24 protein-coding genes are annotated in these 23,067 nt (G+C 35.9%); 22 read left to right on the forward strand and 2 right to left on the reverse strand.

Going from position 1 to position 23,067, the window contains the following annotated elements; genetic code table 11:
- The first annotated feature begins 33 nt into the window (after nt 1-33).
- The 9 genes from ilvA to AC4D4B_RS01065 all read left to right on the forward strand — a co-directional run bounded on the left by ilvA (nt 34) and on the right by AC4D4B_RS01065 (nt 9,299).
- Nucleotides 34-1,302, forward strand: a complete 1,269-nt coding sequence (gene ilvA / locus AC4D4B_RS01025) for a threonine ammonia-lyase IlvA (protein WP_490998918.1) — start codon at nt 34-36, stop codon at nt 1,300-1,302.
- 148 nt (nt 1,303-1,450) lie between these two features.
- A complete protein-coding gene (locus AC4D4B_RS01030) occupies nt 1,451-1,645 on the forward strand; it encodes a twin-arginine translocase TatA/TatE family subunit (protein ID WP_066107160.1) in 195 nt (64 codons plus the stop codon).
- Between the two features lie 79 nt (nt 1,646-1,724).
- A complete protein-coding gene (gene tatC / locus AC4D4B_RS01035) occupies nt 1,725-2,468 on the forward strand; it encodes a twin-arginine translocase subunit TatC (protein ID WP_490994173.1) in 744 nt (247 codons plus the stop codon).
- Nucleotides 2,469-3,112: 644 nt separating this feature from the next.
- On the forward strand, nt 3,113-3,955 hold the full coding sequence (locus tag AC4D4B_RS01040) for a DegV family protein (RefSeq protein WP_490998919.1): 843 nt from the start codon (nt 3,113-3,115) through the stop codon (nt 3,953-3,955).
- A gap of 145 nt (nt 3,956-4,100) precedes the next feature.
- Nucleotides 4,101-5,711 (forward strand): ATP-binding protein, encoded by a 1,611-nt coding sequence (locus AC4D4B_RS01045; protein ID WP_490998920.1) that lies wholly within the window; start codon nt 4,101-4,103, stop codon nt 5,709-5,711.
- 126 nt (nt 5,712-5,837) lie between these two features.
- The gene (locus tag AC4D4B_RS01050; protein ID WP_490998921.1) at nt 5,838-6,938 is read left to right on the forward strand and encodes a metallophosphoesterase; all 1,101 of its coding nucleotides are present in this window, start codon (nt 5,838-5,840) and stop codon (nt 6,936-6,938) included.
- A gap of 271 nt (nt 6,939-7,209) precedes the next feature.
- Nucleotides 7,210-7,770, forward strand: a complete 561-nt coding sequence (locus AC4D4B_RS01055; protein WP_490999049.1) for an SCO family protein — start codon at nt 7,210-7,212, stop codon at nt 7,768-7,770.
- Nucleotides 7,771-7,864: 94 nt separating this feature from the next.
- Nucleotides 7,865-8,728: an SGNH/GDSL hydrolase family protein gene (locus AC4D4B_RS01060; protein WP_490998922.1), complete on the forward strand. Its 864-nt coding sequence runs from the start codon at nt 7,865-7,867 to the stop codon at nt 8,726-8,728.
- Nucleotides 8,703-9,299 (forward strand): YpmS family protein, encoded by a 597-nt coding sequence (locus tag AC4D4B_RS01065; RefSeq protein ID WP_490994178.1) that lies wholly within the window; start codon nt 8,703-8,705, stop codon nt 9,297-9,299. The genes AC4D4B_RS01060 and AC4D4B_RS01065 overlap by 26 nt, the downstream gene beginning before the upstream one ends.
- A 52-nt stretch (nt 9,300-9,351) precedes the next feature.
- Here AC4D4B_RS01065 and AC4D4B_RS01070 read toward each other — a convergent pair whose 3' ends face one another.
- Nucleotides 9,352-10,089 carry a DUF4397 domain-containing protein gene (locus AC4D4B_RS01070; RefSeq protein WP_490998923.1) on the reverse strand — a complete coding sequence of 246 codons (738 nt, stop codon included), beginning with the start codon at nt 10,087-10,089 and terminating at the stop codon, nt 9,352-9,354.
- A 163-nt stretch (nt 10,090-10,252) separates the two neighbouring features.
- On the opposite strand from AC4D4B_RS01070, the gene msrA reads away from it, so the two are divergent.
- The 4 genes from msrA to AC4D4B_RS01090 all read left to right on the forward strand — a co-directional run bounded on the left by msrA (nt 10,253) and on the right by AC4D4B_RS01090 (nt 12,295).
- Nucleotides 10,253-10,780: a peptide-methionine (S)-S-oxide reductase MsrA gene (msrA, locus tag AC4D4B_RS01075; RefSeq protein ID WP_490994180.1), complete on the forward strand. Its 528-nt coding sequence runs from the start codon at nt 10,253-10,255 to the stop codon at nt 10,778-10,780.
- Nucleotides 10,777-11,205: a peptide-methionine (R)-S-oxide reductase MsrB gene (gene msrB / locus AC4D4B_RS01080; RefSeq protein ID WP_490998924.1), complete on the forward strand. Its 429-nt coding sequence runs from the start codon at nt 10,777-10,779 to the stop codon at nt 11,203-11,205. The genes msrA and msrB overlap by 4 nt, the downstream gene beginning before the upstream one ends.
- Nucleotides 11,206-11,518: 313 nt before the next feature.
- On the forward strand, nt 11,519-12,028 hold the full coding sequence (locus AC4D4B_RS01085) for a hypothetical protein (protein WP_490998925.1): 510 nt from the start codon (nt 11,519-11,521) through the stop codon (nt 12,026-12,028).
- A 57-nt stretch (nt 12,029-12,085) separates the two neighbouring features.
- A complete protein-coding gene (locus AC4D4B_RS01090; protein WP_490999050.1) occupies nt 12,086-12,295 on the forward strand; it encodes a DUF7683 domain-containing protein in 210 nt (69 codons plus the stop codon).
- A gap of 129 nt (nt 12,296-12,424) precedes the next feature.
- On the opposite strand, the gene AC4D4B_RS01095 is transcribed toward AC4D4B_RS01090, so the two are convergent.
- Nucleotides 12,425-13,519 (reverse strand): SGNH/GDSL hydrolase family protein, encoded by a 1,095-nt coding sequence (locus AC4D4B_RS01095; RefSeq protein ID WP_490998926.1) that lies wholly within the window; start codon nt 13,517-13,519, stop codon nt 12,425-12,427.
- A gap of 148 nt (nt 13,520-13,667) precedes the next feature.
- Here AC4D4B_RS01095 and AC4D4B_RS01100 point away from each other — a divergent pair, with 148 nt between their 5' ends.
- From AC4D4B_RS01100 to AC4D4B_RS01140, 9 genes are all read left to right on the forward strand, one after another.
- Entirely contained in the window at nt 13,668-13,829 is a 162-nt protein-coding gene (locus AC4D4B_RS01100; protein ID WP_066107118.1) for a YjcZ family sporulation protein, read from the forward strand.
- Nucleotides 13,830-14,038: 209 nt separating this feature from the next.
- Entirely contained in the window at nt 14,039-15,502 is a 1,464-nt protein-coding gene (locus AC4D4B_RS01105; protein ID WP_490994185.1) for an NAD(P)/FAD-dependent oxidoreductase, read from the forward strand.
- A gap of 285 nt (nt 15,503-15,787) precedes the next feature.
- Nucleotides 15,788-16,012, forward strand: a complete 225-nt coding sequence (locus AC4D4B_RS01110) for a YozE family protein (protein ID WP_490998927.1) — start codon at nt 15,788-15,790, stop codon at nt 16,010-16,012.
- Nucleotides 16,013-16,113: 101 nt separating this feature from the next.
- On the forward strand, nt 16,114-17,868 hold the full coding sequence (locus AC4D4B_RS01115; RefSeq protein ID WP_490998928.1) for a sensor histidine kinase: 1,755 nt from the start codon (nt 16,114-16,116) through the stop codon (nt 17,866-17,868).
- A gap of 384 nt (nt 17,869-18,252) precedes the next feature.
- A complete protein-coding gene (locus AC4D4B_RS01120; protein WP_490998929.1) occupies nt 18,253-18,951 on the forward strand; it encodes a YodN-related protein in 699 nt (232 codons plus the stop codon).
- A 227-nt stretch (nt 18,952-19,178) separates the two neighbouring features.
- Nucleotides 19,179-19,499, forward strand: a complete 321-nt coding sequence (locus AC4D4B_RS01125) for a YodL domain-containing protein (RefSeq protein WP_490994189.1) — start codon at nt 19,179-19,181, stop codon at nt 19,497-19,499.
- A gap of 101 nt (nt 19,500-19,600) precedes the next feature.
- Entirely contained in the window at nt 19,601-20,305 is a 705-nt protein-coding gene (gene deoD, locus AC4D4B_RS01130; RefSeq protein ID WP_490994190.1) for a purine-nucleoside phosphorylase, read from the forward strand.
- A 386-nt stretch (nt 20,306-20,691) separates the two neighbouring features.
- On the forward strand, nt 20,692-21,501 hold the full coding sequence (locus AC4D4B_RS01135) for a M15 family metallopeptidase (protein WP_490994191.1): 810 nt from the start codon (nt 20,692-20,694) through the stop codon (nt 21,499-21,501).
- 63 nt (nt 21,502-21,564) lie between these two features.
- A complete protein-coding gene (locus AC4D4B_RS01140; protein WP_490994742.1) occupies nt 21,565-23,046 on the forward strand; it encodes a S41 family peptidase in 1,482 nt (493 codons plus the stop codon).
- Nucleotides 23,047-23,067 lie beyond the last annotated feature (21 nt).

Below are 23,067 nucleotides of genomic sequence, written 5' to 3' on the forward strand. Positions count from 1 at the left end.
TTATAAATTAATAAAAGTAATGGAGGAGAGCATATGAGGCATCTGGTGAAAACAAATGAAGGAGTATCGCCTGAACAAATTTTAATCGCGTATCAGCAATTAAAAAACAAGGTTGCTCACACTCCTTTGCAAAGAAATAATCGATTGTCAGAAAAGTACCATTGTAATGTTTATTTGAAAAGAGAAGACCTTCAATATGTACGTTCTTTTAAATTACGTGGGGCATTTTATGCGATGCTAAATCTATCGAAAGAGGAATTGCAAAATGGCATAGTATGCGCCAGTGCCGGCAATCATGCTCAGGGAGTAGCTTACGCATGTAATGAATTAAAGGTGATGGGTAAAATCTACATGCCTACAACCACTCCAAGACAAAAAGTTAATCAAGTGGAGTTATTTGGAAAAGAATATGTGGAAATTATCCTGATTGGTGATACGTTTGATGATTCATTTATAGAAGCAAGGAAGTGCGAGGAAGCAGAAAATAGAGCATTCATTCATCCGTTTAATGATCAAAATGTCATTTCTGGACAAGGTACGGTAGCTGTAGAGATATTTCATGATATAGACGTACCTGTTGACTATATTTTTGGTAGCGTTGGCGGCGGCGGATTGATGTCAGGTGTAGCTGCATACAGTGCGAGTATCTCTCCCACTACTGCCTGTATTGGCGTAGAGCCGGTTGGGGCACCATCTATGCAAACAGCAATCAAAGAGGGGCGGGTGGTTAAACTTCCGCAAATTGATTCCTTTGTTGATGGAGCTGCCGTAAAAGAGGTTGGAGAGAAAACATTTGCTATTTGCCGCGATTTGCTTAAGGATGTTGTTACTGTGCCGGAAGGAAAGGTATGTACCACGATTCTGGAATTATATAATGAGCACGCGATTGTGGCTGAACCGGCCGGAGCTATGTCCGTTGCAGCACTGGAATTGTATCAAGAGCAATTGGTAGGAAGAACGGTCGTGTGCATCATTAGCGGAGGCAATAATGATATTGGGAGAATGCAGGATATCAAAGACCGATCTCTTCAATATGAAGGTCTCCTGCATCATTTCATTGTTCATTTTCCACAGCGGGCGGGTGCTCTGAGAGAATTTCTCGATGAGGTGCTTGGACCGAATGATGACATAACCAGGTTTGAATATACGAAGAAGAATAATAAAGACAATGGTCCTGCACTTGTTGGCATCGAATTGCAAAAAAGAGAGGATTATAATGGACTGATGCAGCGAATGGAGACTAAAGGATTCCAATTTGTTGAAGTAAAGAAAGGAAGCAGCCTTCATCAATTTTTAATATAAGTTAGAATGGTAGATTTATTTAACAAAACGAATTACTAAATAAGTAAAAGTTAGTATATTCTGTTTGTATATGAAATTATTACTTTTCTTTACCTTTAAAACAATTATAATAGAATTAGATTCATTTCAGCTTGGGAGGGAGAAAAGAATGTTTTCAAATATTGGTGTACCAGGATTGCTGTTAATCCTTTTGCTTGTCCTGATTATCTTTGGACCTAAAAAGCTACCTGAAATCGGCAGAGCTTTCGGTCAAACATTACGTGAATTTAAAAATTCTACAAAAGATTTAACCAGTGATGTAGTGGATGATATAAAGGATGTTAAAAAAGAGATCAATAAATAATTTAATAGTTTATTTAAAAGAGGTGTGAGAATTTATTCTTGCACCTCTTTAAAGGGATTCAGAAAGGCGTGACTCTAGTTTGGAAGAGAAAGAATTAAATATGATAGAGCACCTTGATGAATTGAGAACAAGGTTAATCATCACAGTAACTGCTTTCCTACTTTTTTTATGTGTATCTTTTTTCTTTGTTAAAGACATATATAAATTCTTTACTCGTAATGTAGATGAGAAGCTTATTGTACTTGGCCCTAGTGATGTTATGTGGATTTACTTTACAATAGCCTCCATAGTGGCTATTGCCTGTACAATACCTGTTCTAGCAATTCAGCTCTGGCTGTTTATTAAACCTGCGCTTTTGAAACACGAACAAAAAATTGCTTTATCCTATATACCTGCATTATTTCTTCTATTTATAGCAGGATTATCCTTTGGCTATTTTGTCATTTTTCCAATCGTTATGAGTTTCTTGACAGATTTGGGTAATGATGTGATGACGACATCCTATACGGCAGATAAATATTTGAAATTTATTATTCATATGTCATTGCCGTTTGCATTTCTCTTTGAATTGCCAGTCGTCATGATGTTTTTGACGTCCTTGGGGATCCTGAACCCTTATTTGATGGCGAAGTATCGGAAATACGCATATTTTGTATTAATTGTAGTAGCGATTATCATTACACCGCCTGAATTCTTATCTGATTTTGTTGTTTCAGTTCCGTTATTGCTGTTATATGAAATTAGCATTTCGCTATCAAAATTTGTATATAAACGAAAGCTAAAAAAAGCAGAACAGTACGAACTAGAACAGGATTTAGATTAAGAATGTAATTTGAATGAAAAGGCTGGGACATAAGTATTTCAGTCAATGATAAATCCGACCTACTAGGTGATATTTTAATAAATATTTCACCTAATAGTTCGGATTTTTATTTGTTTTCAATAGATTGGTTACTTCTGTATACCATTATTAAACTAGTGGAATGGAGCGGAAGCCACCGACTCCTGCGGGAAGTAGAGGAAAGGCTGAGACCTGAGCAAGGCACAGCCGAGGAGGCTAAAGCCTTCCTCCTCGCGGAAAGCGAGTGGCTGCAGCGCAATGGAACGGGCTTTTTTCTCCAACTTAACTCTTTAAGAAGAAACAGATATCGTTCGTTTTTCAGCATTGTTTATAAGTTATGTCCCAACCTCTTTTTATTTTTCATGATAGTAATAAATGATGAGGGGAGATATTAAATAGCTGTAATTTATGAAATATATATAGAGCGTTCACTTGTATATCTGTTATGGTTTTGAGAATCTTTATAGCTTAAATCGATTAACAAATTCCATGGTAGTATTTGCAGGAATTGAGTATTCTTATTGTAAGAATTTTTCATTAACTTATATTAGATAAAATGAAATTCATTTAAATTTAATTTTCTACCATGTATAATATGATTAGTCATACATATAGGATGTGAAACTATGCCAAATATTAAAATTGTTACTGATTCCACGCTTGATCTGCCAAAGGAGGTCATCGCAGATAATGACATAACGGTTGTACCACTCTCAATAACAATAAATGGCGAAACATACATTGATGGAGTAGATATTACATCTAAAGAATTTATTACCAAAATGCAGCAATCAGAAGAATTGCCAAAAAGTTCACAGCCGCCAGCGGGTGAATTTCTGGAAGTATATAATAAACTTACAGAAGATGGAAGTGAAGTGTTATCCATTCATATGACTGCTCAAATGAGCGGTACAGTGCAATCGGCTCAAACTGCTGCCAGAATGGCTGATGGGAAAGTTACTGTAGTTAATTCCAAGTATATATCCAATGCATTGGGATTTCAGGTACTAGCAGCTTCTGAAATGGCAAGAGAAGGTAAAACGATGGATGAGATTGTTGAACGATTGGATCATATTAGGGAAAATACTCGTCTTTTTGTAGTGGTGGATACCCTTGAGAATTTAGTTAAGGGCGGCCGAATTGGAAAAGGGAAAGCTATGTTAAGTTCTCTCTTAAATATCAAACCGATTGCTTCACTTGATACAGGAGAATATACTCCTGTAGCGAAGGTGAGAAGTCAAGGTCAAATCGTAAAATTCTTAGTGAAGCAGCTTGTGCAGGATATTGAGGGGAAAGTTCTAAAGGGGATTGGCATAACCCACGCGGATGCCATGGAACTTGCAATGAAATTGAAAGAAATGGTAATTAGTGAACTTGGCATTGACGATGTACCAATTTATGAAACGACACCGATTATTAGTACGCATACAGGAATTGGGGCAATCGGCTTTATGTATTATTCCGACTAATTTAAACAGTAAAAGAAATGCACTATCCAAGATGGAGATAGTGTATTTTTTTTTATGATTTTGCTATTAATTTCTATTTATTACAGGAAAACTGCCTAATTTTGTCTAATTATTGATAGATACTATGAAATTGTGTGAGGGATCTATGAAGAATATAAAAAAGCCGATGTCAATCAAACGTAAAATTTTGACGAGAACAGCCTTGTTAATGCTTATTACTATCATTCTTATCTCAATAATTGGGTGTAAATTAATTAATGCTTATACAGAAGATATATTGTATGAAAGAGGTAAGGGGATGGTTATGATTGGCTCATCGATGATTCCCTCCCAATTAATAAATGAAGCTTCAGTTAATACTGATTCTTCAATAGGTGCAAGATCTAAACTAAAAACGTATCTAAACGAAATGAATAAACAGAGTAATCACATATATTCCGGACATATTATTATATATAACAAAAATAAAAAGCAGTATGAAATCATCAGTGCATCAGACGGTACTCAACCTAAGGGTATAAAGGAAGGCACACCCTTTGTGCCAAGTAAACGAACACTACCTTATATTCAAAAGGTCATACATGGTGAAAATCCGCAGATAACAGAAATATATAAGGAATCTTCGGAAAAATGGGTCAATGTCTATGCTGGAATTGATGGATTGGAAGAGCCCAATAAAGCTATATTAGCGGTGACAATCAATGCAGAAGAAGCGCTCACGAAAAACTTGTATTGGATACTCCTATTCATTGGATGTATTTTAATCATTTTTTGTATGGCATATGGTGTCCTTCGTCATTATTTAAATAAATTAATGAGCCCTGTTCATAAGCTGATTAAAGGAATAACGAAGGTAAGTCAGGGTGAGTTTAATGTTAACTTAACCGAAGATTCCTCAACAGATTTTGAGGAGCTTTTTGAACAATTCAACCATATGGTTCATCAACTTCATATTTTATTTAAAAAGCTTTCAATTACTTCGGTACAGATTGGTTCCAAATCTGATAATGAAATGTTAATCAATAATTTTGATGAAGCCATCAAAGAAATTGATAATATTGTATATAGGACGAGTATTCAAAAAGAGCTGCAACAGGCTGAAAAAATGAACGCCATTGGACAATTGGCAGCATCGGTTGCTCATGAGATTCGAAATCCTATGACCGTTGTAAAAGGGTTTCTTCAAATCTTTCAAAATAAAAGCAAGTTATCTGAAGAGGAATTATCTTATATAAAATTAATGGTAGATGAAATCAATCGGGCTGAAGGAATTATTAACGATTATTTATCTCTTGCCAAGCCGGATTTAGGATCGAAGGAACATGTGATGTTATCAGAGTTCTCCGCTCATATTGTTGATTTAATGAACGGATACGCCTTAATGGTCAGTAATATTCATTTACGTTTCGAATTGGATTTTGACTTGGAAATATACATAAATACAAACGAAGTGAAGCAGGTATTAATCAATATTATGAAAAATGGGATTGAGGCAATGAAGGATGGCGGCGAACTGACTTTATCCATTCAAAAAGAAGGAGATTATATAGTCTTTTCGATATCAGATACAGGTATTGGTATGAGTGAGGAACAATTGAAACGTTTAGGCACAGCCTTCTACTCATTAAAAGATAAAGGGACGGGTATTGGATTGATGGTTTGTTATCAAGTTATTGAGAGAATGAAAGGGAAGATTGAAGTCGATAGTGGGAAAAATAAAGGTACAACATTTAAAGTGTATGTCCCTTTTAGTTGATATGAAATAAAATAGGTAAATCAAATAAATTAACAATCAAGTATAGGTAGGTCATAATAAAGTAGGATGTTATCTTATTAAACTAAACGATAAAAATCATGCGAAAAGGAGTCTTTCGGAATACATATGTTCATACTTATTCTGATTATTGCACTGCTGCTTTATGGCGGGCTCGTCTACTATATAGGCTGGCGCGGATATCGTTGGCTACGGCCGGAATCTTCAAGTCGGCGATTTAAGATCCTATACAGCCTCATCATTGTACTTGCGGCTAGCTCATTTATAATTGGCCGCTTTTCAGGGTTAACATTTTTAAATATTGTTGGTGCTTATTGGATGGCATGCTTTTACTTGCTGTTAATGCTAGTTCCGCTTGCACATATTACAGTTATCCTCCTACGCCTCACACGGCTGCATCGTCCCAAAACACAGTTATGGGCAGGAATCATCACGGTAGGACTGTTGATTACATTTATGATATTTGGTACATATAATGCCTACAGCCCAGTTGTACGCAACTATGAAATTAAGATGGATAAAGGTTCCTCTTCTCTTGAAAACCTACATATCGTAATGGCTGCAGATACACACTTTGGGCTGCTATCGGGTAAAAACCATGCGGAGCGTTTGGTAAAGAAAGTAAACGAACTGAATCCTGATCTAATCCTTTTGCCTGGAGATCTATTTGATGATGATGTTCAGCCATTCCTTGATCAGAAGATTGATCAGATATTATCTAAGCTTCAGGCGCCATACGGGGTGTATGCATCACTTGGCAATCATGACAAGCATGATGGTACGATGCAGGAACTGATTAAAGCATTAGAACACAGTGGAATTCACGTGCTGTACGATGAAACTGTAGAGGTTAAAGAAGAGTTCACCCTTATTGGACGAAAGGATCGAACAGAACAAGATAGGTTGCCATTAGATAAATTAATGAGTGGTGTAAATCTTGAAAAGCCAGCCATTTTATTGGAACATCAGCCCTATGAACTTGATGTTGCGCAGCAAGAAGGGATTGACTTAATGGTTTCAGGACATACCCATCGCGGTCAGATTTTTCCGGGGAACCTAATTACTGATGCGATATATGAAAATGATTGGGGTTATTTAAAAAAGGATCAGATGCACTCGATCGTGACATCCGGTTTTGGTTTTTGGGGACCGCCTATTCGGATTGGCACACGCTCTGAAATTGTTACGATTGAAATTCAGTTCGAGTAGGGTTTTATAACGAGTCAAAGAAATTCTAACGAACTTACCAGTATTTCAATCTCAAAATATAATAGAGCTCCAAGGGATGTTATAGTAAGATTTAAAGCACCTTGTTCATAATACTGAGCATTTGATTGATTTTAATTGAAATAAAAATGATAAGACAATCCGCCAATCAAAGGCAAAATACTTTTGTGAAAATACAGATTTTGATAAAATTAACAGTATTAGAGATTAAATACAGGGTGGGTAATTCATGAATTATTTTGGCAAAATAGCAATGGTGTTTTTTCTGATTTTAATTGTAAATGGTTGCTCTCAACAAGAAATACCCAATGCGGTAAATTGGAAGGTAGATGATTTTACCTTTACAGACCAAAATGAAAAAAAAGTATCAAAAGGTGATTTAAAAGGAAAAGTATGGATCGCTGATTTTATTTTTACAAATTGCACTACAGTATGTTTGCCGATGACTTCCAATATGAAAAAACTTCAAAATATGATTACTGAAGAAGGCCTTGAAGATGTACATTTTGTTTCCTTTAGTATCGATCCGGAAGTTGACAATCCTGCTATTTTGAAAAAATACGGGGAAAGCTTTCAGGCGGATTTCGATAATTGGAGCTTTTTAACAGGGTATGACCAAGATACGATTGAAAGTCTGGCACAGGATAGCTTTAAAGTATTGGTGCAGAAGCCTGCAGAAGGGGACCAGGTAATTCATGGAACCAGCTTTTCGTTGGTTGATCAAGATGGCACAGTTGTTCAGCAATATTCCGGGGTTGAAGGTATTCCATTCGAGGATATTATTAAACATATAAAAATACTACAGTCAAATTAGGGGCAGGGGAAACCTGTCTTTTTTTATATCATAAGGATATTTCTTGTAAATATAATGAATATAATAAAGAGTAAGCTTTAGGCAGGTGACAGCTATGTGTTGGAAAACCTTGATAACTGTGATTATGATATTTATGCTTGCAGGATGCAGTCCTTATCAATATATTTTTGGAAAGCAAGTGGAAGAACATTCGGCCTCTTCTATAACAAAAGCATTAAAGCGGGAAATTCCGGATGATTTTTTTCCTACCGATGTAAAGGTAGTTTCACTGGGGGATTCCTTGACCCAGGGGGTTGGGGATAGCAGTGATCAAGGGGGGTATATTCCTTATTTAGTCTCCTATTTAGAACAAAATAAGGGGATAAGAGAAGCGGAATTTACTAATCATGGTATCCGTGGCAATCGAACTGCAGATCTTTTAAGGCGGTTGAATACGCCGCAATTAATATCTGATATACAAACTTCAGATGCCATTATTATTACAATTGGCGGAAACGATATCATGAGAGTTGTAAAAGAGCAATTTACAAACTTGACCATGCAGGATTTTAATTTAGAGGCTATTCGTTATGAAGAGCGACTGAAAGAAATCTTTAGTATAATTAGGCAATATAATAAAGAGGCAGAAATTTATTTTGTTGGCTTGTATAATCCGTTCGGAAAATGGATATCTGCATTTCAGGAACTGGATATTATCATGGATGATTGGAATAGCGTCAGTGAGGGAATAGTTTCTGAGGACCCGAATGCTTTTTTCATACGAATTGACGATGCATTCTCAAAATCAAATGAAAATCTTTTATACAAAGAGGATTATTTTCATCCGAATGACAGGGGATATGAGATTATTGCTTCACGTATATATGAGAAAATGAAAGAGAGTACTGTTAAAGATATAAATACGATGAGGATGGTACAAGAGGGGGAGAAGAATGAGGAGAATCTTCAAAATAGATAATAAGTGGAAAGGGTTGTTTTTGGGGCTTTTAGCAATCAACCTAATTGCTGCCTGTATCCTGATCTATTGGACGACTCGTCCAATAAAGGATGAAGAATCATTAAATAAACTATCTACTAACGATGAAAAAGTAGAGATACCGTTTAGATCCAATAAGGAAGATCTTAATCGGATTATTAATTATTATATTGAGGAAGAAAGCTCAGATAGTCCAATTAAATATGAGGTGCTTTTAAAGGAAAGCCTGGAATTGTACGGTACATTATCTGCGTTTGGCAGAAATGTCGAGATCAAGGTGTTATTTGAACCGGTTACACTCAAAAATGGGGATTTGCTTTTAAAGCATGAAGCTATTCAAATTGGCGGTATGAGTTTGCCGGCAACATTTGTATTGAATTACATTAACGAAAAATATGATACACCTGAATGGGTTATGATACGACCTAAAGAAAAAACTATATATTTGGCTTTAAGCCAAATGGATCTTAAGAGTGGAATCACTGTTAAAGCAAAGGCTTTTGATCTCAAAAATGATGATATTGAGTTAAGCTTGTTAGTTCCGGTGGAATAATTGTAAAAAGAGGAATTGTACCATGAATCCATGGATGCAATTCCTCTCATTTTTATATAAACAAAATTTCTGTATCTTTATGGTCGGTTCCTGAGCTTAAAATCAGCATCGTGTATATTTGGTCGGGATGAAGGGTGACGGAAAAAGGATCAAGAATCATTTCTTTCGATCTTGAACACTTCACTAAAATTTCTATTGTCATCGGAGTCAATCCCAGATACGAGCTGGGCTTTTTATAGGTTAAATTAGAAAATATGGTATCTCCACCTGTTACAGCGATATCGATACCAGCTGAATCAGGATTTAGATTTAGAGAGTTTAACTTTGTCTCCCTGGTCGGAAGAGTAAGATTATCCTCGATTGAAAAGAGAGAAAATCCTACTCGCTTTGCTGCAGCAATCATGGTATAAGGAGTTCCTTCTTTAATGTCTACTTTTCTGCTTAATAAAGCGGAATGTGATTGGCCGCTCGGATAAACATCAAATTCATATTTCCCTTCAGGCAGTGATAAATAATGACTAACAGATTTAGAGGGGATGTTCTTGAAAATCCGTGTTCCGTTTATATATAAATCTATGCTTTTTACAGATGGAAGGGCGTGAAAAAACCTTACCTTTCCAAGCATAGTCCGCTCATTGCCTGCCCCTTGGTGAAGTAACTGATTCATATAATGCAGGTGTCGATAGTAATACTTGATATACAAATCAGGATTCGTATATTTATAATACTGGGACAGTAAATCGTATTCCTTCGCCTTCTGATAATAGCTTTGTCCATTCATAGAGGACATTGGTCTCACTCCTAGCACTTCCAAATTATATTCTAGCTATATGCAAGAGAGCTTAGGCATGTGTCTTTGTATGAAAAAAGTCATAAGCAAACCATTTTCTTAATTTACAAAAAAAGGGTAGAATATCTATACGTTTATAAATATAAACTCAAAAGGAGGTAGGATGATGGAAAAAGCAATATTTGCCGGTGGGTGTTTTTGGTGCATGGTAAAACCGTTTGACACATTTCCAGGAGTAAAAAGTGTTATTTCGGGATATACAGGCGGACATAAAGAAAATCCTACTTACGAGGAAGTATGTTCTGGAAGTACTGGGCATGTAGAAGCAGTGGAAATTACATTTGATCCAGCTATTATAAAATATAAATCAATTATGGAGCTATTCTGGCAGCAAATTGACCCGACAGATGCAGGCGGACAATTTTGTGATCGAGGAGACTCCTATAAGACAGCCATTTTCTATACAACTGAGGAACAAAAGGAAATTGCAGAGCAATCCAAAAAAGAGTTGGGTAACAGCGGCAGATTTACAAAGGAAATTGTAACACCGATTCTTCCTGCAAAAACTTTTTATCCAGCTGAGGAGTACCACCAGCATTTCTATAAGAAGAATAAAGATCATTATGAATCCTATCAAGTAGGTTCTGGGCGTGCTGGTTTTATTAAAGAGCATTGGGGTGAAAATAAATGACCAATTATTCTGAGCGTCTAAAAGAATTAACACCGATGCAATATGACGTAACCCAGCGAAATGGTACAGAGCCATCTTTTCGAAATGAATATTGGGACAACCAACAAGAAGGAATCTACGTGGATATCGTTTCGGGAAAACCGCTCTTCAGATCAAAGGATAAATATGATGCGGGATGTGGCTGGCCAAGTTTCACCAAGCCTATTGATGAGTCTGAAGTAATCGAAAAGGACGATTTTTCACACGGCATGCGTCGTATAGAGGTCAGGAGTAACGAAGCGGATTCCCATTTAGGACATGTATTTCCCGACGGTCCTGGTCCTGCAGGAATAAGATACTGCATTAATTCTGCCGCATTAAAGTTTATTCCAAAAGAGGATTTAGAAAAAGAAGGTTACGGGTTATATAAAAAGTTGTTTAGCTGATAAAGCGTAAGGATAATCTCTCTGAGTTAGGGTAATATTGCCCCGCTCGGGTGATTATCCTTTTTGTTATGTAAACCGTATTCGTAATAGAGCAAATGGGGTTTGGAAAATGTGAATCTGTTATTTTTTCTTTATGATATATTTTTACATCATTATACTGACGGGTTCTCGTTTCATTTTAAGAGCTTTTACAGCCTTAAATTCTCTTGCAAAACACGAGATGTTAAAAAGAAAACTCCTGCAATTTGGAATTTTAATATGAAATATAATGTAAATGATATACTTTACTTACGGAGAATGGAGGAGGGGAAGGGTGGTTAAACAAATAAATTTTCAGTGGTGTGTCACAAAGTATAATCCAGATTTTAGGGATGAGAATGGGTACTATACCATAGCGGAGGAATGGACTTGTCCTTCTGAAATAGGGAAATTTATTAATGGGAAAGAATTCACTTTTAATGAATATCTCCAGGTTGAGGCAGCTTATATAAATTCCATGATTAAATTCATGGGGGAAAGTAATATTGATTCACTAAGAATTTTACAATTGGAAAAGAAGATTTCTGAAGAAGACCTTACATCACCTTTATACGAACAGGAATTTGAAAAGCTGGTTATCAAAGAAGACCTGATGGTAAACAAAAATGAATTGCGCTTGATTTGCAAAATGATTTTGCGAAATTTTATATGGTGTAAGCTATATAGTAAAGATCAATTCTTCATACACTTTGGCTATGATTACTATATGTATATTGGGTCCAATGTAAATTGTCAATCTGCTATTCGATTTGCTGAAAGTAATGGACTGTTTGTCGAACAATGAACGTCGCCATATTTTTTCTCTGAGGAAGAAACAACTAGGCTGATTCAATGGAACGGAATTGATGATGAAGATAAGATCGTTATTGGTGAAGAGGAACTAGTATCTATTCCATTAGATGAATATCGCAGGATTTTTAACTTATCAGCAGAACATCCAGTTACTGGCTATTTTGAAATAGGAAAAGAACAAATGGGATTTTTTCAAACCTTTTTAGAGCACAGGATGAATTTTGATAAATATGAGTATAGTTTTTGGGGTGAAAAATGAAGTAATTGAAAAGAGGAAGCATATTCGCTTCCTCTTTTGCTGTTTTACGTGTTATTTTTTTAATGATTCGAAATGGAAAATTTCCTACAAGAAGAGAAGCGTAACTAACAGGCAGTTCCTTATTAGTCTCTATTCTTTTTCAATGATTCCCGAAATCCGAATATAGGATTCGTTCGTTGAATTGTGTTTACTTTGAAGGCTGATAGGAACAATCTTTAGTTCATGTGTTCCTTCCCCGAGGTTATTGGCCAGATAAATATATCGTTCTTTTTGAAAGGGCCACCAAGTACTGATGGTACTATGAAATTGATCGTCTATATAAATATCAGCCGTACCACCATCTGGACCGCGCAGTAAAACGGCACCAATGATTGGTCCTTTAAATTGATAGATTAATTGACTCTTTTCTTTATTTGAATGCAGGTATCCATCATGTTTCGTAAACCCGTAATTATGAGTGTATCGATTATTCATTTTTAATTGATAATCGTTTTGAATATATTTGGCTTCAGGCAGAGTCACTGGTTTTTGTGCATGATCCAATGTACTAAGGATGTTAAAAATTTCATTCGCATATAAAGAGTACCCTTTTCCATTTGGATGAACGGAGTCCTTTGTTAACTCGGAAATCGATAATGGCGACTGTTTAAAGACTGGTCGCATGTCTACTGAGACAGCTCCATAATGCTTGCTGATATCCTTAATTGTTTGGGCAAACCCCTCATCCGGCAAGCTGCTCTCGATCACAGTTATTACGTTTGCTTGTGGTGCATTGATTTTAGCGTGTCTGATTAGATTCTCATACAATTCGGCAAAATCATCTTTCAGCATGTATTTCCTGTCGTTTTCACCAAAAACAATGAAGATTAAATCTGTGTATGGAGAAACCTTTGTTTCTTGCAATTTATAGATACCTTCAAATGAAGTGGCACCGCTTTGAACAATATATTGACCGCTCATTTTGCTTCGATATTTCTCATGGATCATGTTTTCTAATTGGGAGAACCAAGTAAGTTCAGGCTTTTCTGCTCCCGATCCACGACCAATGCTATCACCTAATACTAAATAGCGGATTTTTTGTCCATTCTCTAATTTATCTATTAAGCCCTGTGTTTGGCTTTTGCTGTAAAACACATTCATACTGAAAAAAGCCAATAAACCCGTGGCAACCATCACAACAAGTAATACCCCTTGCTTGCGTTTGAAAATACGATTAACCCCCATTTTTCTCTCTATAATCTAGTCTGATGTTACAATAATGTTACAATATTTACATAAAAAAGGCAATCAAATTAGGCGAATGCACATACCTAAAGGGCGGATAACACATATAGTAAAAATGTAATGATGAACTTCTAAAGGAGTGAAACAAATGTATTACGGTGGTCAAGATGGATGTTTCAGCGGTTGCGGTGGATATGGTTACGGTGGAGGTTACGGACACGGAGGCGGTTTTGGTTCCGGGTTCGCATTGATTGTTGTGTTATTTATCCTCCTTATTATTATAGGTGCTTCTTTCTGCAGCCCTTGCTGATTAAAAAGGAAATGGGACGGTTATCCGTCCTTTTTTGCGTAATCGGTGAAAAAAGTCCATTTTTTGGTTAAAATCTACATATTATCACTTTAAAAACGAACGAAATAATTGATTAATATATTAATGTTCGTATTTTCTGTTGACGGTATAGGTTTGCTTTGGTATGATTTTTAGTGCGGAGCAGACCTATAAATGGAGGAGATCCTCATATGAAAACGAATTATGATGTAATTATCGTGGGTGCCGGTCCTGCCGGAATATTTGCTGCCTACGAATTTACTCTAAAATTACCACAGGCGAAGGTACTTTTAATTGATAAAGGTCATGATATATATAGACGGAACTGTCCCATATTGCAAAAGAGAATCGAAAAATGCCCGCCACCTACTAATCGAAAGAGCTTTGCAGGTTGTTTGCCTGCTTGTTCCATTACGAATGGTTTTGGTGGAGCAGGGGCATATTCTGATGGCAAATTTAATATTACAAGCGAATTTGGTGGATGGATGACAGATTATTTGTCAAAAAATCAAGTCATCGAACTGATAAAATATGTAGATGCAATTAACTTAAAGCATGGTGCTACCGATACGATTACAAATCCGATGAGTGAAGAAGTGCGCCGAATTGAGAAGTCAGGCTATGCAGCTGGGTTAAAGCTTTTGCGAGCATATGTACGTCACTTAGGAACGGAACAGAATCTGGAAATATTAAAAAGTATATATGAATATTTAAAAGACAAAATTGATATGGTTTTTAAGGCTGAAGTAGAAGATGTAGTAACTGAAAAGCAGGATAACCAATATGTAGCCAAAGGAATTGTTCTTAAAAATGGTGAAAAGCTATACTCTGATTATGTCGTTGCTGCACCTGGGAGAGACGGTTCCAAATGGTTAACGGAGATTCTTAAAAAACGTAAATTTAAAATGACGAGTAACCAGGTTGACATTGGTGTAAGGGTTGAAACATCCAATGTGGTAATGGAAGAAATCAATAAACATTTATATGAAGGTAAATTTATCTACAATACCTCTGTTGGTACGCAGGTTCGCACATTCTGCTCCAATCCTTCCGGGCATGTTGTAGTTGAAAATCATTCTGGAATAATGCTGGCGAATGGTCATGCCTATAAAGATCCTGAGCTTGGCAGTGAGAATACAAACTTTGCATTACTGGTATCCCATAAATTTTCTGAGCCGTTTGATAAGCCTACGGAATATGCCCATGAGATATCCAAACTGGCAAATGCCCTTTCAAATGGCGGTTTAATTATTCAAAAGTATGGAGATATCTTAAAAGGAAGACGTTCTACTGTTAAGAGAATAAAAGAAGGCTTTATCGAGCCTACAATGAAAGAAGCGGTTCCTGGAGATTTAGGCTTAGTTTTACCCTACAATACAATGAAAAGTTTAATAGAAATGACCGAAGCTTTAAATAAAGTAACGCCAGGTTTAGCATCTGAGCACACATTGTTTTATGGAGTAGAAGCAAAATTCTATTCAGCAAGACCAAATTTAGATGAGCACTTCCAGTCAGACATATTAAATTTATATGTAGGTGGAGACGGAGGCGGTATTACAAGGGGATTAGCGCAGGCAAGTGCCTGCGGAGTCTGGGTAGCACGTGATATTATCCGCAAAGCTCAGAAAGTTAAAGTAGAACCGGTTTTAGTATAATCAAAATCCTCGGATCATTCCGAGGTTTTTTTGTGAATAAGTATATTTCTGAAACATTTAAATGGTTTATAATATATGGAAATGTATTGTATTCATGTATACTTGTTACAGAATAGAATGAAGAATTATCCGCAATATACATAGTATGCTATAGAATGAAGTTGCATCCCTATCATCCTCCCACTTAAAGTGGTCTGATTAACAAGGTAAATAATAGCATTGCGTAGTTTTTTTAGGTATTATGTATAATGCATAATTAATGTTAAATGAGTGGAGCGAAAGCAAGTGAAATCTTTTTATCAATTTTTAAACACATATAGGCATGCCCTGGAGAAAAGTGAGATGTCCATGTTTGCTGAAAATGTTTTTCATGATCCCGGGTTCCCTAAGAATTCGGCTGATTATCATGAAATTAGCCTGTATCTAGAAATGAATGTAGACTATATATTGGACATGAGCCTATTTGACGATGCCTGGAATCTTTACCTTCAGCATATTGGTGAGTTATAGTTTGGAGAAAATCAGATTAATCATATCGAAGCTTTATAAATTTTTAGTAGGATTCTGAGCTTTTTAGCAATTGAATTTAACGGAAAGAAACAGGTGTTCTTATGCCAGTTCGATTACAAACCCGTTTGTTAAGTTATTCTCTTATTATTTCAACGGTTCCTTTACTATGTCTTGGGATTATCTCGTATTCGACCCAGCGATCGTTGATTGAAAATCAAGTGAAAATGACATTAAGAACGGCTGCATACCATGCGGCAGATACAACAGATCGTTTTATAGATGAGAGAATCAGCGATCTAGCTTATTTAAGTCGGCATTCCGAAATAGAAAGCGAAAATAAAACGCATTCATTGAATTTTTTAAAGGAATATGTTGAATCAAAGTCGATTTACTCCGGATATATCTATGTTAATAAGGACGGGGATGTAATTCCCTCGGAAAAGTACAATGATATTACTCCTTATTTTATAAATAGTGAATCCTTTGAAAAATCAAGCGCAGGCATTCAGTACTTGTCTAAAGTGTATAAATTAGATCGTGAAAAGCCGTTTTTTTTGATCAGCACACCAATATATACGAATGATAATGAAATAAATGGAGTATTTGCTCCAACTTTTAATTTATTTCATCTTTGGAAAACGATCGAGTCCAATTTAACACTTGAGCGTGAAAAATTTCCTTATACAGCGTTTATGATTAATCACGAGGGCTGGATTGTATCAGAACAAAATGAAGATAATATTATGAAAACAAACTTTTTGGAAGAAAATAATCTTTCACTGGATGAATTGATTGCCTCTGATAAACAAAATGAATTAATCCAGTCTAAGAATGGCAAGCAGCTATTTGCTGTGAAACCAATCAAGGAAAGAGCGGATGCTCAGGAACAGTGGTATGTAATTACCGCAGCTAGTAAAAAAGTGGTATATGCTCCATTGCAGCAATTAATTGATCGTTATCTAATGATAGGGTTGATACTGCTGATTGGTATTTTACTATTTGTCTTTTATTTATCCAAAACGGTAGTTAAGCCTGTTGTCAGGATGGCGGAAGGTGTGGAGAGATATACGAATGGGAAAAAATATAACCAAATAGAAAGTACATATCATGAGCTAAATGTACTTAATAGGGCTTTTATTTCCATGATAGAAACCTTGGAACAACGGGAAAAGGAGATACTCAGAACGGAGAAACTTAAATATGTTGGCCAATTAGCGGCCGGAGTAGCCCATGAGATCAGAAACCCTATTACGACGATTCGAGGGCTTTTCCAGCTATTAAGAGATCACCCCTATGATGAAAAGATATTTAAAAATTATATTGATATTATTATAGAAGAATTAAATCGTATGAATAGAATAGTCGGTGAATTGTTGAATCTATCAAAACCATATCAGTTAATCATGAAAAAATATTCAGTTACTGAGTTGATTGAAGAAATTATTTTACTGCAAAGAGCGGAGTTAAATAAAAACAATATTACGATATTAAAAGATATTCATTACGATGGAATCATTTATACAGATCGAAACCGTCTTTATCAAGTGATTTTAAATATAATCCAAAATTCTCGAGATGCTATGAAAGATGGCGGAACAATCAGTATTTTAACAGATTGTTTTGAGGATAAAATGAAATTAATCATTAAGGATAATGGACCGGGTATTCGTGCAGAAACGTTATCCAAGCTTGGTACCCCATTCTTTACAACAAAAGAAAATGGTACTGGATTGGGACTGGCCACAAGCATGAAAATCATGGAAGAGTTAAAGGGTACATTTGAAGTAACAAGCGTAGAAGGAGAAGGAACGAGCATTATTCTAACCATTCCTTCCGATGGAGATATTTCTATTTAACTATCATATGAAAATTTATTGAGCAATCTACTTATTCATATTAACGTGTGAATAAGTGGATTGCTTTTTTTCAAAAAAGGGCATTAGTTGAATTTGAAACGTATGACTCAATCCGACGTCATAAAATGGATAGCAAATGTTAATATACTGTATATACAGTAGGGTACAGTAAGAAAGCAGCCGATTCTGTCACAAATCCAGTCTAGATCGGTGAATTAAGCCAAAGTCAAAAATATAAATCTTTCCCCAATTTAATCCTTTTATTGGATCAAGTCTTGTTTTTTCGGGAAGATCGCTAAAAGAGTTTAAATAATAGGCTTCCCCTCAATAAAAGAGCTGCATATACTGATAAAAATTCTACCCGAACTGCGAGGGGTGGCAGCAATGGGCAAGCGTAATAAACCGAAGTTTGCAATTGGTAATTCAGTAGTCATACTTGTGAATGGAATTGTCGGTAAAGTGAAATCCGTTCAGGAATTTAATCAAACATATGTATATGAAGTCCAAGGTGCTGATGGAGTATTTACGGAATCATCCTTAATGCTTGTAGAGGATTTTGAAGGGCTGTTATTTGAAGCAGAACATGTAAACATTGATTACAAGTATTTTTTTGGAGATTTAGTGCAAGTGAAAGGGTATGGAAAGGAAATCTTTAAAGTCATTGGGTTTCGAACTGAAATTTGGAGATATAAAGAAGAATCGTGGGAAGATATTATTTATGAATTATCTAGAATCACTGACAATGAATGGCTAGAATGCAATGAGGATGATTTGATTTTTCTGGCAGATGCGAAAGATGCAGAACAATTTTTGAAGAAACATGCTCTTAATCAAAAATTGAAATCAAATCAGTATAAGAAACTAACAGAGCCCTCACCGCTCGCACATTTAAATAAAAATGGTAACCAGGAGTATGATCATCAAGAGAAAATTAACCATCTTCTCGATATTTATAATGATTATCGAATTTTACGTGACATGTTTGGTGATGAAACCTATGGGAAAGTGATGAAAACAGCTATAAAAAAACTAGAAAAATTAGTGGTCGATCAAACAACAAGAGAGAAAAAAGAGCCTCACTAAGTAAAAAACAGACTTCTCTTGGTCTGTTTTTTTGAATTCAAAAGTATAGGCAGATTGTAAATGGTTCTCTAGCCACTGAAGTTGTAAATATTTAACGGTATAATTTATAAAAAAGACTAGGCCAAAACTCATAAATTTAGGATTCGACAAAACTAGAAGATTTTCAATGCAGGAATTTGTTATAGGAGGGTGTAATTTTAAATAGCAAACGGATGAGGAGGGAAAGTATGCTTAAACAAAGAATTTTAAAGTGGTCGGCTTTGCGAAGAAGAGAGTATGAAATCGCCATTTTTCAAACAGAACACCCTCGGGAGAAGAAAGGTTATAAACAGGTATATCAAGGCTATATAGACGGAGAAAATCATACGGAAGTCATCAATAAATTGTTTAGAAAGTTTAATATAAGGGATTTAATACCTGAGAATTATAAAGGAAGAACCATATCAAGTGGTGATATCATTATGATTGGGGACAATTACGAGAAAAAGAGTTACTACCAGCTTCAATCTGGTGGCTGGGCTGTTGTAAATCGAATTCATGTTTGTTGAAGTCTGAATTATCGGTAATTTTATTTTCTTTGAAAGCCTATGGTATAGTTATATTGAATATAGACAGTTTTGTCTTTACATAAAGGAGGAAATATTCAAACATGAGTGTACATATAGGCGCTAAAGAAAACGAAATCGCAGAAGCTGTGCTATTGCCGGGAGATCCATTAAGAGCAAAATATATAGCTGAAACATTTTTAGAAAATCCTGTTTGTTATAATGAAGTTAGAAACATGTTTGGTTATACAGGAACTTATAAAGGGAAAAAAGTGTCTGTTCAAGGGACAGGTATGGGAGTTCCGTCCATCTCTATTTATGTAAATGAATTGATGCAAAGCTATGGTGTACAAAAATTAATTCGTGTAGGAACATGCGGTGCGATTCAAAAAGATGTAAAAGTGAGAGATGTTATTTTAGCCATGACATCATCAACTGATTCCAATATGAATAAATTACTTTTTGATGGAATCGACTTTGCCCCTACAGCTGATTTTGGCTTATTAAAAAAAGCATATGACACAGGTGTGGAAAAAGGACTCCAATTAAAAGTTGGTAATGTATTTACTGCAGACCAATTTTACAATGATAAAGCAGACCATGAAAAATGGGCACAATATGGCATCTTAGCTATTGAGATGGAAACCACTGCATTATACACTTTAGCTGCTAAATATGGCAGACAAGCATTATCAATTCTTACTGTCAGTGACCATATCCTTACAGGTGAAGAAACGACAGCTGAAGAGAGACAAACGACATTTAATGATATGATCGAAGTTGCTTTGGATACTGCTATTGAATCTTAATATTATAAAAACAAAAAAGCTCTGGTGAAAACCAGAGCTTTTTTTTATAATTGTACTATTGATAATTTATTTGAATTTTTGTATTGGATTATCCACCAGGATTTTTTGAAAAAATCAAGCAGGTTGGGAACTTTTCAGATATACTTGAAAAGGATTAGAGGAAACATCCATATATCGCTATCTAAAGCAAATGCATTCGAGTGATAAAATATTACACTCATTGGATTAGCGGTTTGTTTGAATTTTTTGGAAACTAAGTATAATACGAACAAAACTTAAAAACATATCAATTTAACAAGTTTACAAAATAGTAATTAACATATGCTGATTTAATGGTTTTTTGAAACAATAAACAGCTAGAGAGAGAGAATTGTGAGGGAAGAGAAATGAGAAAGATACTTCTTAGGATGATGATGGCAACGGTTTTATTACTCACAGCATGTAATGATTTGTCCATTGGCACGGATCAATCAAAAAAAGAAGAGAATGAGAACCATACACAGGAAACAGCAGGGAACGGACAAGGTAATCAAGGGGCGGAAGAGGGTGAAAATAGTGTGGAATTGGCGGCTGAATTCTTAAATGATATTAAGGTCGAGGATGGAGTAAACGTTATCCAAAATCCTGATAATATACTTGTGTTGGTAAATAAGGAGAATAGTCTTCCGATTGGTTACCGAGCAGATGATTTGGTGAAACCGAATGTTACTTTTTCATTCGTAGGAGAGCATGAAAAACAGCTGATGAGAAAGGAAGCTGCAGAGGCACTCGAGAAGATGTTTTCTGCGGCCGATGAAGATGGAGTACAATTAGCAGCTGTGTCCGGTTTCCGTTCATATGAAAGACAGGTACAGCTATATAATGCAGAAATTGAAGCATCTGGTTTAGAGTATGCCCAACAATCGGTAGCTGAGCCTGGTAAGAGTGAGCATCAAACTGGTCTAACAATGGATGTATCGAGTGTTGAAAATAACTATCAGCTTAACGAAGATTTTGGCTCCACAACGGCCGGACAATGGCTTGCTCAAAATTCTGCTGAATATGGATTTATCATCCGCTATCCGAAGGGTGACGAGAAAACAACTGGATATATGTATGAGCCCTGGCATATTAGATATGTAGGAAAAACCTATGCCCGTGATATAAAAAAACGAGGCTTGACCTTGGAGGAATACATTCAGCTGGCAACAGAGTAGGATATCATTTGGAGTTCTGATATAATATAGTTAATTTTAAGGCAGTATAGTTCAGTGAAAGTGGTGAACCAGTTGGATTCAGAACAAGATCAAGAACAAGCAAACAAGCCGAAGGGCTATATTAAAGTAAGCTGGATTTATCTCCTATTAGGATCAGTATTACTTATTATCCTTAGTGTTTTTGCAACAAGGTACATAATGGATAACACGCAACAATCAACATCAGGAATCAAGATTCCACTTAGCGGATCTAAAAACGATATGGAAAAAATCAAAAGTGCTATGGACACCTTGGAAAATAGTTATTTCCAGGAAGTGGACCGCGATAAATTAATTGATGGTGCCATTAACGGAATGGTAGAATCACTTGATGATCCATATTCAGATTTTATGACACAGGAAGAAGCTGCCAGCTTTCATGAAAGTATTTCCTCTTCTTTTGAGGGAATTGGGGCAGAAATAATGTCAGAAAATGAACAAATTGTAATTGTTTCACCGATAAAAGGTGCACCTGCAGAGAAGGCTGGTTTAAAAGCGGGTGATATTATTTTAAAAGTGAATGATAAAAGCCTGCAAGGGATGTCGTCCAGCGATGCAGTGCTCTTAATCCGTGGAAAAAAAGGGACGGAGGTAAATTTAGTAATCCAGCGTCCTGGTGCAAGCAAAACAATGAACGTTAAAATAATACGTGATACAATTCCTGTTAATACAGTTTATAAAGAAAACTTAACGGATGATATTGCAAACATACAAATAACCAGTTTTTCTGAGAATACAGCTGAAGAGCTTGAAAAAGCATTGCGTGAAGTGGAAGAGCAAGGGATGAAGGGAATTGTGCTTGATTTAAGACAGAACCCGGGTGGATTGCTTGACCAAGCTGAAAAAATAGCGAATATGTTTGTTCCAGCTGGGGAAAATCTCGTGCAGATTGAAGACCGCAGCGGAAATAAACAAGTAGCAAAAGCGACAGATACCGGTTATAAATTTAAATTGTCTACGGCTGTACTAATTGACGAAGGCAGTGCCAGTGCTTCTGAAATAGTGGCTGCAGCGTTAAATGAATCTGCTGATATTCCGATTATTGGTGTGAAGTCATATGGGAAGGGAACTGCTCAATCAGCAATGGACTTCACAGATGGATCCAATTTGAAGTTTACGTATGCAAAATGGCTGACACCGGATGGCAACTGGATTCATAAAAAAGGCATCAAGCCGGACATTACTGTCAAAATGCCTGATTATGCAAATTTATCGTTTATTGATCCTGAGGAAAAGCTAGAGCTTTCAAAAATGTCGCCAGAAGTTGAGAATGCTGAAAAAATGCTTAAGGCGCTTGGATATGATCCAGGTAAAGCTGATGGATATTTTGATGAGAACACCGTAACAGCGGTTAAAAAGTTTCAAAAGGATCATGATTTAAAAGAAACAGGTGTGATCCAGGGAGACACCACAAATAAATTAATGAATGAATTAAGAAATAAAATTACTGAAGAAGATCCACAGCTAGAAGCAGCTGAGAAAAAATTGGCTGAGGATATAAAATAAAAAAATCGCTTCTCCATTCCA

It is taken from the genome of Pradoshia sp. Z6_59 (genome assembly GCF_058267515.1).

What these genes read in the sequence shown, in the direction of transcription:
- AC4D4B_RS01060 (WP_490998922.1), top strand. Translation starts at nt 7,865, where the DNA reads ATGTGTTGGAAAACCTTGATAACTGTGATTATGATATTTATGCTTGCA.
- AC4D4B_RS01105 (WP_490994185.1), top strand. Translation starts at nt 14,039, where the DNA reads ATGAAAACGAATTATGATGTAATTATCGTGGGTGCCGGTCCTGCCGGA.
- AC4D4B_RS01065 (WP_490994178.1), top strand. Translation starts at nt 8,703, where the DNA reads ATGAGGAGAATCTTCAAAATAGATAATAAGTGGAAAGGGTTGTTTTTG.
- AC4D4B_RS01100 (WP_066107118.1), top strand. Translation starts at nt 13,668, where the DNA reads ATGTATTACGGTGGTCAAGATGGATGTTTCAGCGGTTGCGGTGGATAT.
- AC4D4B_RS01045 (WP_490998920.1), top strand. Translation starts at nt 4,101, where the DNA reads ATGAAGAATATAAAAAAGCCGATGTCAATCAAACGTAAAATTTTGACG.
- msrA (WP_490994180.1), top strand. Translation starts at nt 10,253, where the DNA reads ATGATGGAAAAAGCAATATTTGCCGGTGGGTGTTTTTGGTGCATGGTA.
- AC4D4B_RS01120 (WP_490998929.1), top strand. Translation starts at nt 18,253, where the DNA reads ATGGGCAAGCGTAATAAACCGAAGTTTGCAATTGGTAATTCAGTAGTC.
- AC4D4B_RS01050 (WP_490998921.1), top strand. Translation starts at nt 5,838, where the DNA reads ATGTTCATACTTATTCTGATTATTGCACTGCTGCTTTATGGCGGGCTC.
- AC4D4B_RS01040 (WP_490998919.1), top strand. Translation starts at nt 3,113, where the DNA reads ATGCCAAATATTAAAATTGTTACTGATTCCACGCTTGATCTGCCAAAG.
- deoD (WP_490994190.1), top strand. Translation starts at nt 19,601, where the DNA reads ATGAGTGTACATATAGGCGCTAAAGAAAACGAAATCGCAGAAGCTGTG.
- msrB (WP_490998924.1), top strand. Translation starts at nt 10,777, where the DNA reads ATGACCAATTATTCTGAGCGTCTAAAAGAATTAACACCGATGCAATAT.
- AC4D4B_RS01135 (WP_490994191.1), top strand. Translation starts at nt 20,692, where the DNA reads ATGAGAAAGATACTTCTTAGGATGATGATGGCAACGGTTTTATTACTC.
- AC4D4B_RS01095 (WP_490998926.1), bottom strand. Translation starts at nt 13,519, where the DNA reads ATGGGGGTTAATCGTATTTTCAAACGCAAGCAAGGGGTATTACTTGTT.
- AC4D4B_RS01070 (WP_490998923.1), bottom strand. Translation starts at nt 10,089, where the DNA reads ATGTCCTCTATGAATGGACAAAGCTATTATCAGAAGGCGAAGGAATAC.
- AC4D4B_RS01125 (WP_490994189.1), top strand. Translation starts at nt 19,179, where the DNA reads ATGCTTAAACAAAGAATTTTAAAGTGGTCGGCTTTGCGAAGAAGAGAG.
- ilvA (WP_490998918.1), top strand. Translation starts at nt 34, where the DNA reads ATGAGGCATCTGGTGAAAACAAATGAAGGAGTATCGCCTGAACAAATT.
- AC4D4B_RS01055 (WP_490999049.1), top strand. Translation starts at nt 7,210, where the DNA reads ATGGTGTTTTTTCTGATTTTAATTGTAAATGGTTGCTCTCAACAAGAA.
- AC4D4B_RS01030 (WP_066107160.1), top strand. Translation starts at nt 1,451, where the DNA reads ATGTTTTCAAATATTGGTGTACCAGGATTGCTGTTAATCCTTTTGCTT.
- AC4D4B_RS01115 (WP_490998928.1), top strand. Translation starts at nt 16,114, where the DNA reads ATGCCAGTTCGATTACAAACCCGTTTGTTAAGTTATTCTCTTATTATT.